Here is a 13,614-nt window from a genome sequence, read left to right on the forward strand (position 1 = left end):
CGGGAAGACCTGTCCGTTCCTCGATAGACCGGAAACATGACAGCCGGCCGGTGGATGTTTTCACCGGTCGCAGGCAACTTCAAGAGAAAAGACGGTGGGCGGAGGCGATCGTATGTTTATGGCCCAAAACGAAAAAAGGACCTTGCGGCCCTTTGATCCGGATGGTGCCGTCGCTCAGGCGCGGCGGGCGAGCGAGAACTGCGCCCCTTCTGCCGTCGTGCAGTTGAGCTGGCTCTGGCTGACGAGCGCACAATTAACCTTGGACTGCGTGTTGCGCACCAGCGAGGTCATGTTGATCTCGACCAGCGTCGGCGAGGTCTTGATGTAGGTTCCCGACGCGAGAAGCTGGTTGGTGTCGGTGGTGCGCGTCGTGAACGTGCCGCTTGCGAAGGTGGAGACGATGCCGTTCGGATCAACCCAGGCGCCATCCACACCGGTCTGCTGCTGGCGAACCGGGGGCAATTCACGCGGCGCGCGGTCCGACTGACACGCGGTGAGTGCCACGGCGGCGGCCAGCAGGCTGAGGGCTGTGATCGGCTTCATTCAGATCTCCCAGGGTCACGGCGGGACGAACCACCTGTCCAATTCGCCAGACCATGCCGCGAAGAGGCGGCGAAAGCAAGACGCGCTGCCCGGCGAGTGGGCATTATCCCATTGAAAGCGAAGACGCCCGCGGGTTTGCCGTGGGCGCCTGTATTCGGGTTTTATCGGGCTGTTCAGCGAACGAGGATGTTCTTGAACTGCCACGGATCCTTCGTGTCGAGGTCTTCCGGGAACAGGCCCGGGCGGCCGTCGAGCGGGGTCCAGTCGGTATAGTGGCCTTCGACCGGGCCGAGATAGGGCGTCTGCACTTCGAGGCAGCGCTTGTAATCGACCTCGTCGGCCTCGACGATGCCGGCCTTCGGGTTTTCCAGCGCCCAGACCATGCCGGCGAGCACGGCCGACGTCACCTGCATGCCGGTTGCGTTCTGGTAGGGGGCGATGCGGCGGGTTTCTTCCAGCGACAGGCGCGAACCATACCAGTAGGCGTTCTTGTCGTGGCCGTAGAGCAGCACACCGAGTTCGTCGATGCCGTCGACCAGTTCGTTCTCGTCGAGAACGTGCAGCACCGGCTGCTGGTGGCCGCCATTGCCGAACATCTCGTGCAGCGAGAGCACGGCGTCGTTGGCCGGATGGTAGGCGTAGTGGCAGGTCGGGCGGTAGGTGACGTCGCCGTCCTTGTCGCGCACCGTGTAGTAGTCGGCAATCGAGATCGACTCGTTGTGGGTGACGAGGAAGCCGTATTGCGGGCCGGGCGTCGGGCACCAGGAGCGCACGCGCGTGTTGGCGCCCGGCTGTTCCAGGTAGATCGCGGCCTTGCAGCCCTTCTTGTGCTTCTTGGCGTTCTTCGGCATCCAATTCTCATGGGTACCCCAGCCAAGCTCGGCCGGCTGCAGGCCTTCCGAGATGAAACCCTCGACCGACCAGGTGTTCCAGAAGGTGTTGAACGGCTTCGGGTTCTTGGTGCGCTGGGTGTCACGCTCGGCGATGTGCACGCCCTTGACGCCGACCTTCTTCATCAGCTTGGCCCAGCCTTCGCGGTCGTCCTGCGCCGGCTCTTCGACCTTCAGGTCGAGATCCTTGGCGAGGTTGACCAGCGCCTGCTTGACGAACCAGGAGACCATGCCCGGGTTTGCACCGCAGGTGGAAACGGCCGTGGTGCCGCCCGGGTTCTTTTCCTTCTCCTTGCGCAGCGTCTCGCGCAGGGCATAGTTCGTGCGGTCGGCGTTCTTCATGTCCTTGTCGAAGTAGAAGCCGAGCCAGGGCTCGATGACCGTGTCGATGTAGAGCACGTCGTGCTTGCGGCACAGCTTGATCAGATCGACCGAACCGGTATCGACGGAAAGGTTGACGCAGAATGCCTGGCCGCCGCCTTCGGTGAGAAGCGGCTTCAGGATATCCTTGTAGTTTTCCTTGGTGATATGCGCCTTGACGTGGCGGACACCGTGGCGGGCGTAGATCTCGGCATCGGCGGCGTCTTCACGCGGCTCGATGACGATCAGCCGGTTCCGGTCGTACTTGAAGTGGCGCTCGATCAGCGGCAGCGTGCCGCGCCCGATGGAGCCGAAACCGATCATCACGATCGGGCCGGTGATTTCGCCATAAACCGGATAGGTGCTGTCTGCCATTTGGTTCTCCTGCGGACGGCCCGCTTTTCGCAAAAACAGGGCCTCTGAGGGCCCCATAGCATAATATGACAGCGCTAGAGCACAGTTTTCTGTCACAATAAAGGGTGGCTGCGGATTTGTGCGACGATATTCTTAACCACCTGCAACCATCGGCAATGCTGCCGTGCGCGCGGCTTTTGCGGGGTCAGGCAAGCCTGCCGCGGATCAGCCCGCGCAGCGAATTGCCGACGAGAAGCACGCCCGTTGCAAGGTCTTGCGGCAGCAGCACCTGTTCGACGGCCTTGCCGCTTTCCAGCAGTTCTTCGCGCAGCACGCCGGCAAGCAAACCGCAGGCGAGTGGTGGGGTTTTCAGGATGCCCGAACCATCGTCGAGGAAGAGAGAGGTGATGGTGCCCTCGCACAGTTCACCGCGCTCGTTGGCGAGGATCACCTCGTCGGCCTCCGTTGCCGGGAATTCGGCGCGGGCAGCGGCATAGGCAGCGCGGCGGGAGGTCTTGTGGCGGAGCAGCGGGTCGGTGGAGGCGAGGCGGGTGGTGGCGATCGCCAGCCGCCATATCGTGTCTGGGGCGAGGGGGGGGAAGGCAGCCATCTGGACGTCGATCTGGCCGTCCGCGAACAGTTCGAGGCGGATGCGGAGGGGTGATCCGTGTTGCTCAACCCCCTCTGCCCTGCCGGGCATCTCCCCCACAAGGGGGGAGATTGGATGAGGCGAGGCCTTGACTATTTCCACTGCACTTGTGGAATGCCGTCTTTTCCCCGAGTCGATCTCCCCCCCTGTGGGGGAGATGCCCGGCAGGGCAGAGGGGGGTAGTGCAGCCCATAAAGCGCCCCGCGCGCCCTCCGCACCCGGGAATCTAAGCGCTGCTGCCGATCGCTCCAGCCGCGCCAGATGCCGCTCAAGCCGCACGAAGCCGCTGTCCGGCTCGAAGCGCAACGTCTCGATCAGCGAGATATCCATTGGTCTCCCACCGCAAAACGCGCTTTCAGCAGGGCTTCCTCGTATTCGGCTTCCGCGGTCGAATCGAAGACGATGCCGCCGCCGACATTGAAGATTGCTTCGCCGTCCTCATGGAGCGAGATGGTGCGGATCGCGACGTTGAAGCGCATCGTTCCATCCGGCGCGATCATGCCGATGGCGCCGCAATAGGCGTCGCGTGGGCCGTCCTCCAGGTCGTGCAGGATTTTCATGGCGCTCATCTTCGGTGCGCCGGTGATGGAGCCGCAGGGGAAGAGCGCGGCGAAGACGTCGCGGATGGAGATTGCGGGCAGGAGTTTCGCCCGCACATGGCTCACCATCTGGTGCACGGTCGGATAGGTCTCGACGGCGAAGAGTTTCGGCACATGAAGCGTGCCGACCTCGGTGATGCGCGAGATGTCGTTGCGCAGCAGGTCGACGATCATGCGGTTTTCGGCCTGCGACTTCGGGTCAGCCTGCATCTCGGCGATGATTTTTTCGTCCTCGGCGGCATTGGCGCCACGCGGCGCCGTGCCCTTCATCGGATGCGTCTCGATCCAGCCGTCCGTGTCGATGTCGAAGAACAGTTCCGGCGAGCGGGAGAGCAGTTGCGGCCCGTCGAGCGAGACGAAGGCACCGTAGCGTACCGGCTGGCGCTCGATCAGCGACCAGAAGGCGGCGAGCGGGTCGCCGTTCCAGCGGGCGCGGATCGGCATGGTGAGGTTGGCCTGGTAACAATCGCCCTCACGCAGGTGCCGGTGCAGACGGTCGAAGCGGCTGCGATAGGTGTCGAAATCCCAGTGGGCTTTCGGCTCGGTGAGAAACGGTTCGTTCTCGGTACGCTGGCGCGGCCTCGTCAGCGGATGCTCGTCTGCCGGTTTCTCGAAGATGCCGAAACTCATCAGCGGTGTCGGGCGGTTTTCGGTGGCGAGAGGGGCCAGCTTCTCCTCGAAGAGATGGCCGGCCTCATAGCTCATGAAGCCGGCGATCCAATGGCCCTTTTCGTGCGCCGCCTGCAGGGCGGCAAAGGCGGGCTTGAAGCCGGCGCGGTCGCGCACGGTGACGACCGCGATCGGATCGGCGAAAACCACCGTCCGATCCTCGCGGTCGTCCCTGAGGAGCACATAGCGTTCGCGGTGGGTCATGCGGGCGTCCGGCTTCTTTTACGAGGAGGCCTTATCAAGCGCTTCCAACTCGTCGATCAGCCCCTCGATCATCGACAGTCCCTTGCTCCAGAACGACGGATCGCTCGCATCGAGGCCGAACGGCTTCAGGAGTTCCGAGTGATGCTTGGTGCCGCCGGCCTTGAGCAGGTCGAAATACTTCGCCTGGAAGCCCGCGTCAGCTTGGCTGTAGACGGCATAAAGCGAGTTCACCAGGCAGTCGCCGAAGGCGTAGGCGTAGACGTAGAAGGGCGAGTGGATGAAGTGGGGGATATAGGCCCAGTAGGTCTCGTAGCCCTCGGAAATGCGGATCGCCGGGCCGAGGCTTTCGTTCTGCACGGAGAGCCAGAGGTCGCCGATCTGGTCGGAGGTGAGTTCGCCCTCCTTGCGGGCGGTGTGCACCTTGCGTTCGAACTCGTAGAAGGCGATCTGGCGCACGACCGTGTTGATCATGTCCTCGACCTTCTGGGCGAGCATGGCCTTGCGCTCGCGCTTGTCCTTGGTCTTGTCGAGCAGGCTGCGGAAGGTCAGCATTTCGCCGAAGACGGAGGCGGTTTCGGCAAGCGTCAGCGGCGTTGAGGCCATCAGCGCGCCCTGGCCGCCGGCCAGCACCTGATGCACGCCATGGCCGAGTTCATGGGCGAGCGTCATCACGTCGCGCGGCTTGCCCATATAGTTGACAAGCACATAGGGGTGCGCTGACGGGACGGTCGGATGCGCGAAGGCGCCCGGCGCCTTGCCGGGGCGCACCGGCGCATCGATCCAGCCGTGATCGAAGAATTTCTTGGCGATATCGGCCATTTCCGGCGCAAAGGCGCCGTAGGCGGAGAGCACGGTGTCGCGCGCCTCGTCCCAGGAGATCACCGCATCGGGTGTCTCGGGAAGGGGCGCATTCCGGTCCCAGAACTCCATCTGCTCCATTCCGAGCCATTTCGCCTTCATCGCATAGTAGCGGTGGGAAAGGCGCGGATACGCGTTGCGCACGGCTTCCGCGAGGGCGGCAACCACTTCCGGCTCGACACGGTTCGCCAGGTGCCGGCTGTCGGCGATGTCGGCGAAACCGCGCCACCGGTCGGAGATTTCCTTGTCCTTGGCGAGCGTGTTGGTGATCAGCGTGAAGGTGCGGATGTTTTCCTTGAAGGTCGCGGCCAAGGCCTGCGCCGCCGCGCGGCGGGCATCGCGATCGGGCGACTGGAGCTGGTTGAGGGCGATTTCCAGCGGCACCTCCTCGCCGTCGATCGTGTAACGCAGCGACGCCATGGTCTCGTCGAAGAGCCGGTTCCAGGCGGCGGCCCCGGTCATCGACTTTTCGAGGAAGAGCTGCTCGGTCTTGTCGTCGAGCTGGTAGGGCTTGTCCTTGCGCAGGTCCTCGATCCACGGGCGGTAGTGGCCCGCAAGCGCGTCGTTGTTGAGCGCCGCGTCGATGCGGTCATCCGCTATCCTGTTGAGTTCAAGCGAGAAAAACAGCAGATGCGCGCCGAGATCGGTGAGTTTCGACTGTATGTCGCCGTAGAACTTGCCGTTTGCCGGATCGGTCGTGTTGGTGAAATAGGTAAGGCTGGCAAAGGATATGATGCGGCCCATCACGTCTTCCAGGGCCTCGAATTCGCGCACGGCCGCACCGATGCCGTCGTCGCCGGTCTTTTCCGTCGCGGCGTCCAGCTTGCCCTTCCATTTCGCTTCGAAGGCGAGCGAATCCTCCTCCGCCTTCTTCATGTCGTTCTGGAATTCCGGTGAGGCTTGCGACGGGTAGAGATCACCGAGGTTCCAGCCTGGAAGATTGCCCAGCTCGGCGGCAGCGGCAGCGTCGGCCGGTGCGAAGTCGATACGGGGTTCAGCAAAATTTCGGGTCATGTTCGATCTCTCTTCCGGGTGGTCGGGTCGGTCGCCTTGCTTGCGTCGGCAATGGTTAAAATGCAAGCCTTTCTCAAAACGGCATGTTCAACCCTTTCTGCCAAGGTTCGCTGGTGTTCAGTTCCCTTGGGCATGCATGATGCATGTCTAGAGGCAAGGAGGTTCCAGTGACGGCCCATATTCTTGTCATCGACGATGATCCTGTCCAGCGCCGGTTGTTGAAGAACATGATCGAGCGCTCCGGCCATGTCGCCCATATGGCGGAAAACGGCCGCGCCGGTCTTGATATGCTCGATCGCAAGGGCGGCCTGATCAATGTGATCCTGCTCGACCTGATGATGCCGGAAATGAACGGCTCGGCTTTCCTCGACGCGCTTGCTGAGCGGGAAAACACCATTCCCGTAATCGTGCAGACCGGGCAGGGCGGCATCGAAACGGTCGTCATGGCCATGCGCGCCGGCGCGTTCGATTTCGTTGTGAAGCCGGTGTCGCCGGAACGTCTCGGCGTTGCCGTCGGCAATGCCTTGAAGATGGACCAGCGCGAAGGCCGCGGCCGCGGTGGACGCCGCAACCGCACCGAGACCGTGCATTTCGACGACATCGTTTCGGCGAGCCCCGAAATGCTGCGCGTTATCGAGCTCGGCCGCCGCGCCGCGCAGTCGAATATTCCGGTTGTGCTGGAAGGCGAATCGGGCGTCGGCAAGGAAATGGTGGCCCGCGCCATCCAGGCGGCGAGCGACCGGGCGCACAAGCCTTTCGTCACCGTCAATTGCGGCGCGATCCCGCACAATCTGGTCGAAAGCATCCTGTTCGGCCATGAGAAGGGTGCCTTCACCGGTGCCACCGAGCGCCATACCGGAAAATTCATGGAGGCCGATGGCGGCACGCTGTTCCTTGACGAGATCGGCGACCTGCCGCTCGAGGTCCAGGTGAAGCTGTTGCGCGCCGTGCAACAGGGCGAGATCGAGACGATCGGCGCGCGCTTCCCGCAGAAGGTCAATGTGCGCCTGATTTCGGCGACCAACCGCGATCTCATCAACGAGGTGCGCGAAGGTCGTTTCCGCGAAGACCTGTACTATCGCCTGAACGTCTTCCCGATCACCATTCCGGCGCTGCGCAAGCGCAAGGAGGACATTCCGGTTCTCGTGCGCGCCTTCGTGCAGCGTTTTGCCGGCGAACAGAAGCTTGCCCGGCCGCTTGGTGTGTCCGCTGACGCCATGGCGCTGCTGACATCCTATGACTGGCCCGGCAATATTCGCCAGCTCGAAAACGCCATCTTCCGCGCCGTCGTGCTGTCGGAAGGTGCCGAGTTGAATGCGGCCGATTTCCCGCAGATCGCCGCGCAGGTTCCGGGCTACGGGCTTGCCGAAGACGGGGCCATCACCTGGGAAGCGACAAGCCAGCGCATGCCCGATCCCGCGTCGGAATCCCGCCTGCCGAGCGTCTATCCGGATTTCCGGCCGACCGAATCAGCAAGCGCCGACACCGGCCCGGACAACGCCATTCTCAGCGTCGACAAGGGCGGTCATGTGCGCAAACTGGCCGAAGTGGAAGAGGAACTGATCCGCTTTGCCCTGAAGTTTTATCATGGCCAGATGAGCCAGGTTGCCCGAAAATTGGGCATTGGCCGCTCGACTCTCTATCGCAAACTGAAGGACTATGGCATCGACCCAGACAACCCCGTGAAAGAAGCTGCGTAAAAACCCTTGGAATCCCGGCCACTTGCGATTTCTCGATTGCTGTTTATTCCCTGTTAGTGGATTGTTCACTATAACGGGTGCGCGACGACGAGTGTGGCGTATTTGCCATGCTCTCACCGCATTTGGCAGTCATTCGGGATAACGGACGTTCGTTGTCCTTCGGACGGGGAAAGAGTTGGCAAATTTGTTCGCATCGATGAAGCGCCCGGGGGCCTCCCTGAGCAGCCTCTGCAAAGCAGTGTTGCACAAGCTGCCCAAGGCGCTGTCTACGGCTGTGCTTTCTGCCGCCCTCATCCTGCCCACGGCCTTTCCTGCGACGGTTCAGGCCGAGAGCGGCAACCGCACGCTGAAGCTCTATTTCATCCATACCAAGGAAAAGGCCGAGATCACCTTCAAGCGCAATGGCCGTTATGACCAGCGCGGCCTGAAGCAGCTCAACACGTTCCTGCGCGACTGGCGCCGCAACGAGCCGACGAAGATGGATCCGCGCCTGTTCGACCTGGTTTGGGAAGTCTACACCAAGGCCGGCGGCAAGGGTTACATCAACGTCGTTTCCGCCTATCGTTCGCCGGCCACCAACGGCATGCTGCGTTCGCGTTCCAAGGGTGTGGCCAAGAAGAGCCAGCACATGCTCGGCAAGGCGATGGATTTCTACATTCCGGGCGTCAAGCTCGCGACGCTGCGCGCCACCGCGATGAAGTTCCAGGTCGGCGGCGTCGGCTACTATCCCACCTCCGGTTCGCCCTTCGTCCATCTCGACGTTGGCAGCGTGCGCGCCTGGCCGCGCATGAGCCGACAGGAACTCACCCGCATCTTCCCGGACGGCAAGACCATGCACGTGCCGACCGATGGCAAGCCGCTGCCGGGCTACCAGCAGGCCGTTGCCGACTACAAGCGCCGCGTCGGTGCAAACACCATCGAGGTCGCGGGCGGCGGCTCGACGCCGAGCGCATCCAAGCGCAAGGGCGGCTTCCTCGCTGCTCTCTTCGGCGGTGGCGGCGACGAGGATGAAGAACCCGAAATGATCGCAAGCAGCAACGTCACGATTGCCGATTCCTTCGATGAAGGCGGTGAATCGGGCGGTGCCACGGCGAAAGCCGTAGAGGACAAGAAGCCGATCGCGACCGAAGCCGAAACGGAAGTGGCCTTCACGGCACCTGTTCCGGGCAGCCGTCCGGCCTTCAAGGCGGCCGAGACGACGACCAGCGAGCTTGCGCTCGTGGCCCCGACGACGAGCGGCGCGGTTGCTGCTCTGGAAGCGGCGACGGTTGAAGAGCAGAAGCCTGAATTCGAGGACCTCGCCGCCTACAAGATCCCGGTTCCCGTCACGCTGGGTGCACGCAACCAGGCCGGCGACGCCGTGCCGGGTGACGCCCAGGCCGGTGCTGTCATGACCGCCGAAGCCGCGGTCGAGGATGCTGAAGAACTCGCCATGGTGCCGGTGCCGGGCCTGCGCCCGCAGGTCGAACTCGACCAGTCGCAGACGGCGCTGATGGCGGCTGCGGAAGCGGATGTGGCACTGCCGCGGTCTGCCGATCGCTCCGGCCTTGCCGCGCTCGCTGACCCGACGGTGGACGAGACGCAGGGCAACCCGGTCGAAATGGCGGCGCTCGTTTCGACGGGGGACAGCGGCAGCCGTTCGCTCGCCAGCCTAGATGCCTTTGATGGCAAGCCTGTCGAGGGCGCGACGTCCAAGGGCGGGCGGCCGAAGAAGAAGGATGCCGACGTGGCAAGCCGCGGTGCCATCCGCACCGAGCCGAAGCTGAACCAGAAGATTCTCTCGCAATGGGCGCTGACCCAGGGCCGCGTCGCGACGCTCTCCAAGCCGGTCAAGGCACCACGCTTCGTCAGCCGGAAGCTGCGTACCGCGCCGACGACCGTCTACATGGCCGGCTTCCAGTCGGAAGGGAAGTCGATCGATGCCGGGCGCTTCAGCGGCACGGCGGTGAACTTCATGGAAGTCCGCAAGTTCGAAGGCAGCGAAAACTAAGCACCGAGAACAATCCATCAAAAAACCCCGCCGGAGCGATCCGGCGGGGTTTTTCTTTGGGTGTTCGGCGAGCCGCTTATTCGGCTTCCGGCGGCAGTTCGAGCATGCCGAGGGCCTGGAGGTAGGTGTCGAGGATCGCTTCCTGCTCCATGCGCTCGTCCTTGTCCTGCTTGCGGATCTGGATGACCTTGCGCAGGATCTTGGTGTCGAAGCCGGTGCCCTTGGCTTCGCCGTAGACGTCCTTGATGTCGTCGGCGATGGTTTTCTTTTCTTCCTCGAGACGCTCGATGCGCTCGATGAATGCGCGAAGCTGGTCGCGTGCGACGCCGTGGGCATCCGACATGATGTTCTCCTTGGATAGGCTAGAAATTCAAAGGTGCCGTGACTTGCCGCGAACTTCCGGCAAGATCAAGGCCTAACGCGCGGTGCCTGGAGCAATTCCAGCAAAAGTGCGGAACGGTTTTCCGTCCAGAATTGCGTAAAAACAAAGAGGTAGCGCGTTTTCGCGATTCGAAGAAAAGCGCAAATGCACCAGGGATTTTCGCGCAGGCGGGCGTCATTCCTTCGGGCGGTTGGCCTCGAAGGCTGTCTTCTGGGCATCGCTCGCCTCGCGCTGGTGGCGTTCGCGCCATTCCTCGTAGGGCATGCCGTAGACGATTTCGCGCGAGGCCTCCTTGTCGAGAGGGACGCCCGCCGCGTTTGCCGCGTCGCGGTACCAGTTGGACAGGCAGTTGCGGCAAAAGCCGGCGAGGTTCATCAGGTCGATGTTCTGCACATCGCTGCGTTCGCGCAGATGGTTCACGAGGCGCCGGAAGGCGGCCGCCTCGAACTCCGTCTGCTGTTCTTTTGTCAGATCGCTCATCGTCTCGTCCTCGGGGCTCAATAGGGCCCGGTGCGGGAGGGGAATGTCTCGTATGTGTGCAGGACATCATCTGCGTTCAAGCGGCCGAGGATGGGGGCAAGCCGCTCGACCCAGCGCGCAATGCCGGCCGCATCGCCGATTTCGTCCTGGCGGATTTCGATCAGCGCATGCGCAATGCCGGGTTTCATGCAATGGCGGAACATCGTGTCGCCGCGCAGCGCCCCGTCATAGGGCTCGTTGTCGCCCACCACGACGTCACCGAGCGCTTCCAGTTCGGAGAGCAGGGGGCGAACAGCGCGATGGTCGCTGTCCCAGAGCACCGTCACCTGCCAGGGCCGTGCCACACCCTTCCAGGCCGGCGTGAAGGAATGCATCGAGATGACGAGCGGCGCCTTGCCGGTTTTTTCCGCGACGGCGCCGATCGTGCGAGACACGGCATCGTGATAGGGGCGATGGAAGGTTTCCAGCCGGTATTGCCATTCTTCGGGCGTGATCGGATGGTTGCCTGGAACAATCGCGCCGTCGGAAATTCGCATGACGAGCGTCGGATCGTCCTCGCCGCGGTTGGGGTCGATCAACAGACGGGAGAAGCGGCTCATGACCACCGGCGCGTTCAGCCGGGCGTTCAGGCCGCGCACCACGCCCTCGACGCCGATATCGTAGGCGATATGGCGTTCGAAAGCGCTGTCCGGCAGGCCGAGCCGGCCGTAACGGGAAGGAAGAAGATTTGTGGCATGGTCTGCCAGAACGACGAGCCCGAGGCTCAAATCGCCGTCAATGATCTCGAAAGGGGGATGGTCGTGCATGTCTTTTGCCGATTGTGCGCTACGCCTGCGAGTGATTGCATGGGGCGACCCGCCTCGCAAGGTTCGAGGCCTGCGGTTGCAGGAAAGATTCCTTCTCCTTTCGTGAAAATGTAATCGATTGATGTTGCGTTGACATTCATGCCCCGGCATCGCAAGAAAGCGCATATTCAAATCAACGGAGTTCCATCGGAAGCCGTGAGAACCAAGAGCTATCGCCCGTTTTTCCCGAAAGCCAGCGGCCTTTTCCAGGCTGGACTTTTCCTGTTTGCGGGTTTCCTCGCCCTTTCCGTTGCGGATGAGGCGAAGGCGGAATTCCGTGTCTGCAACGGCACGCAAAACCTCGTCGGCGTCGCCATCGGCTACCGCGCCAAGGAAGGCTGGATGACCGAAGGATGGTGGCAGGTGCCTGCGACCACCTGCGCCACGCTGATCGAGGGCGAGCTGCAGTCGCGCTATTATTACCTCTATGCCGAAGACGCCGCCCGCGGCGGCCGCTGGACCGGTGACGTCAACATGTGCGTCGCCGAAAACGAGTTCAAGATCACCGGCGTCGAGGACTGCTTCGCGCGCGGATTCCAGCGCATGGGCTTCAAGGAATATGACACGGGGCGGCAGGGAAGCTGGATGGTACAGCTTTCCGATACGCCAGGGACGCAGGAGAGCCAGAACTGATGAGACGGAACAGAAAAGTCAAAATCCTCGCCACGCTCGGGCCCGCATCGTCTGACGAGCAGATGATCCAGAAGCTGCATGAGGCGGGAGCAGACCTGTTCCGCATCAACATGAGCCATGCCAGCCACGATGTGATGCGCTCGCTGATCAGCCGCATTCGTGCGGTGGAGGCGCGCTGCGGCCGGCCGATCGGCATTCTTGCCGACCTTCAGGGGCCGAAGCTGCGCGTCGGCAAGTTCGCCAACGGTTCGGAAGAGCTGAAGCCCGGGCAGACCTTCACGCTCGACAACAAGGACGAGCCCGGCGACAACAACCGCGTGTTCCTGCCGCATCCGGAGATCCTCGAGGCGGTCAAGCCCGGCCATCGTCTCCTGATCGACGACGGCAAGCTGCACCTGCGCGCTGAATCGTCCGATGGCAAGTCGATCGTCTGCACGGTGGTCTCCGGCACCAAGATCTCCGACCGCAAGGGCGTCAGCCTGCCCGACACGCTGCTCGGCGTCGGTGCGCTGACGGAAAAGGACCGTATCGATCTCGATGCCGTGCTGGCGACCGGCAGCGTCGACTGGGTCGCGCTCTCGTTCATCCAGCGCCCGGAAGATCTGGTCGAAGTGCGCAAGATCGCGCGCGGCCGCGTCGGCCTGATGTCGAAGATTGAAAAGCCGCAGGCCGTCGAGCGTATCGACGAGATCATCGAGCTTTCCGATGCACTGATGGTGGCGCGTGGCGATCTCGGCGTGGAAATGCCGCTGGAAGCCGTTCCCGGCATCCAGAAGCAGCTTATTCGCGCCTGCCGCCGCGCCGGCAAGCCGGTCGTCGTCGCGACGCAGATGCTGGAATCGATGATTTCCGCACCGGTGCCGACCCGCGCCGAAGTGTCGGACGTCGCGACTGCCGTCTTCGAAGGCGCGGACGCCGTCATGCTGTCGGCTGAGTCTGCCTCCGGCACCTATCCGGTCGAAGCCGTCTCGACGATGGCGTCGATTGCCAGCACGGTCGAACGCGACCCGCATTATCCGGGCATCATCTACGCCCAGCGCGCAGCCCCGGAAGCCACGGGCGCCGATGCCATTTCGCTCGCCGCCCGCCAGATCGCCGAGACGCTGAAGCTGTCGGCCATCGTCTGTTACACCTCGTCGGGCACGACGGGCCTGCGCGCCGCGCGTGAGCGGCCGGAAGTCCCGGTCCTGGCGCTCTCGCCGGTCATCGAGACGGCCCGCCGCCTCTCGGTCGTCTGGGGCCTGCACTGCGTCGTCACGGGAGATGCGGAAAACCTCGACGACATGGTCAATCGCGCCTGCCGCATCGTCGTGACCGAAGAATTCGGCAAGCCGGGCGACCGCATCATCGTTTCGGCCGGCGTTCCGCTGCGCACGCCGGGCGCGACGAACATGCTGCGCATCGCCTATATCGGCGCGGACGGCGTCAGCGGCGTCTGATCGGA

Annotated in this window: 12 protein-coding genes; 4 read left to right on the forward strand and 8 right to left on the reverse strand. The window is 63.1% G+C overall.

The window, feature by feature from the left end; genetic code table 11:
- Positions 1 to 174 precede the first annotated feature (174 nt).
- The 5 genes from omp10 to GR138_RS19900 all read right to left on the reverse strand — a co-directional run bounded on the left by omp10 (position 175) and on the right by GR138_RS19900 (position 6,140).
- Complete coding sequence (gene omp10, locus GR138_RS19880) at positions 175 to 543, reverse strand: outer membrane lipoprotein Omp10 (protein WP_160860997.1); 369 nt, start codon at positions 541 to 543, stop codon at positions 175 to 177.
- A 173-nt stretch (positions 544 to 716) separates the two neighbouring features.
- Entirely contained in the window at positions 717 to 2,168 is a 1,452-nt protein-coding gene (locus GR138_RS19885; protein ID WP_160860998.1) for a homospermidine synthase, read from the reverse strand.
- 184 nt (positions 2,169 to 2,352) lie between these two features.
- Complete coding sequence (locus tag GR138_RS30975) at positions 2,353 to 3,126, reverse strand: aminotransferase class IV family protein (RefSeq protein WP_420853681.1); 774 nt, start codon at positions 3,124 to 3,126, stop codon at positions 2,353 to 2,355.
- Positions 3,111 to 4,268: an aminodeoxychorismate synthase component I gene (locus tag GR138_RS19895; protein WP_160861000.1), complete on the reverse strand. Its 1,158-nt coding sequence runs from the start codon at positions 4,266 to 4,268 to the stop codon at positions 3,111 to 3,113. The genes GR138_RS30975 and GR138_RS19895 overlap by 16 nt, the downstream gene beginning before the upstream one ends.
- 18 nt (positions 4,269 to 4,286) lie before the next feature.
- Positions 4,287 to 6,140, reverse strand: a complete 1,854-nt coding sequence (locus GR138_RS19900) for a M3 family oligoendopeptidase (RefSeq protein ID WP_160861001.1) — start codon at positions 6,138 to 6,140, stop codon at positions 4,287 to 4,289.
- 167 nt (positions 6,141 to 6,307) lie between these two features.
- On the opposite strand from GR138_RS19900, the gene GR138_RS19905 reads away from it, so the two are divergent.
- Together GR138_RS19905 and mepK are read left to right on the forward strand one after the other, a co-directional pair.
- Positions 6,308 to 7,840, forward strand: a complete 1,533-nt coding sequence (locus tag GR138_RS19905; protein WP_160861002.1) for a sigma 54-interacting transcriptional regulator — start codon at positions 6,308 to 6,310, stop codon at positions 7,838 to 7,840.
- Positions 7,841 to 8,015: 175 nt separating this feature from the next.
- A complete protein-coding gene (gene mepK, locus GR138_RS19910; RefSeq protein WP_420853682.1) occupies positions 8,016 to 9,830 on the forward strand; it encodes a peptidoglycan L,D-endopeptidase MepK in 1,815 nt (604 codons plus the stop codon).
- Between the two features lie 76 nt (positions 9,831 to 9,906).
- Here the strand turns inward: mepK and GR138_RS19915 are convergent, their stop codons facing one another.
- The 3 genes from GR138_RS19915 to GR138_RS19925 all read right to left on the reverse strand — a co-directional run bounded on the left by GR138_RS19915 (position 9,907) and on the right by GR138_RS19925 (position 11,498).
- Positions 9,907 to 10,173: a DUF2312 domain-containing protein gene (locus GR138_RS19915; protein ID WP_160861003.1), complete on the reverse strand. Its 267-nt coding sequence runs from the start codon at positions 10,171 to 10,173 to the stop codon at positions 9,907 to 9,909.
- Positions 10,174 to 10,386: 213 nt separating this feature from the next.
- The gene (locus GR138_RS19920; protein WP_160861004.1) at positions 10,387 to 10,692 is read right to left on the reverse strand and encodes a DUF1244 domain-containing protein; all 306 of its coding nucleotides are present in this window, start codon (positions 10,690 to 10,692) and stop codon (positions 10,387 to 10,389) included.
- 17 nt (positions 10,693 to 10,709) lie between these two features.
- Complete coding sequence (locus tag GR138_RS19925; RefSeq protein WP_160861005.1) at positions 10,710 to 11,498, reverse strand: N-formylglutamate amidohydrolase; 789 nt, start codon at positions 11,496 to 11,498, stop codon at positions 10,710 to 10,712.
- A gap of 261 nt (positions 11,499 to 11,759) precedes the next feature.
- On the opposite strand from GR138_RS19925, the gene GR138_RS19930 reads away from it, so the two are divergent.
- Together GR138_RS19930 and pyk are read left to right on the forward strand one after the other, a co-directional pair.
- Positions 11,760 to 12,170: a DUF1036 domain-containing protein gene (locus GR138_RS19930; RefSeq protein WP_202402747.1), complete on the forward strand. Its 411-nt coding sequence runs from the start codon at positions 11,760 to 11,762 to the stop codon at positions 12,168 to 12,170.
- Positions 12,170 to 13,609, forward strand: a complete 1,440-nt coding sequence (pyk, locus tag GR138_RS19935; protein WP_160861006.1) for a pyruvate kinase — start codon at positions 12,170 to 12,172, stop codon at positions 13,607 to 13,609. Before GR138_RS19930 ends, pyk begins: the two co-directional genes overlap by 1 nt.
- The last annotated feature ends 5 nt before the right edge of the window (positions 13,610 to 13,614 follow it).

It is taken from the genome of Shinella kummerowiae, from assembly GCF_009827055.1.
Taxonomy (GTDB): Bacteria; Pseudomonadota; Alphaproteobacteria; order Rhizobiales; family Rhizobiaceae; genus Shinella; species Shinella kummerowiae.

Coding starts and splice junctions, on each gene's coding strand:
- omp10 (WP_160860997.1), bottom strand. CDS start 543: ATGAAGCCGATCACAGCCCTCAGCCTGCTGGCCGCCGCCGTGGCACTC.
- GR138_RS19885 (WP_160860998.1), bottom strand. CDS start 2,168: ATGGCAGACAGCACCTATCCGGTTTATGGCGAAATCACCGGCCCGATC.
- GR138_RS30975 (WP_420853681.1), bottom strand. CDS start 3,126: ATGGATATCTCGCTGATCGAGACGTTGCGCTTCGAGCCGGACAGCGGC.
- GR138_RS19895 (WP_160861000.1), bottom strand. CDS start 4,268: ATGACCCACCGCGAACGCTATGTGCTCCTCAGGGACGACCGCGAGGAT.
- GR138_RS19900 (WP_160861001.1), bottom strand. CDS start 6,140: ATGACCCGAAATTTTGCTGAACCCCGTATCGACTTCGCACCGGCCGAC.
- GR138_RS19915 (WP_160861003.1), bottom strand. CDS start 10,173: ATGTCGGATGCCCACGGCGTCGCACGCGACCAGCTTCGCGCATTCATC.
- GR138_RS19920 (WP_160861004.1), bottom strand. CDS start 10,692: ATGAGCGATCTGACAAAAGAACAGCAGACGGAGTTCGAGGCGGCCGCC.
- GR138_RS19925 (WP_160861005.1), bottom strand. CDS start 11,498: ATGCACGACCATCCCCCTTTCGAGATCATTGACGGCGATTTGAGCCTC.
- pyk (WP_160861006.1), top strand. CDS start 12,170: ATGAGACGGAACAGAAAAGTCAAAATCCTCGCCACGCTCGGGCCCGCA.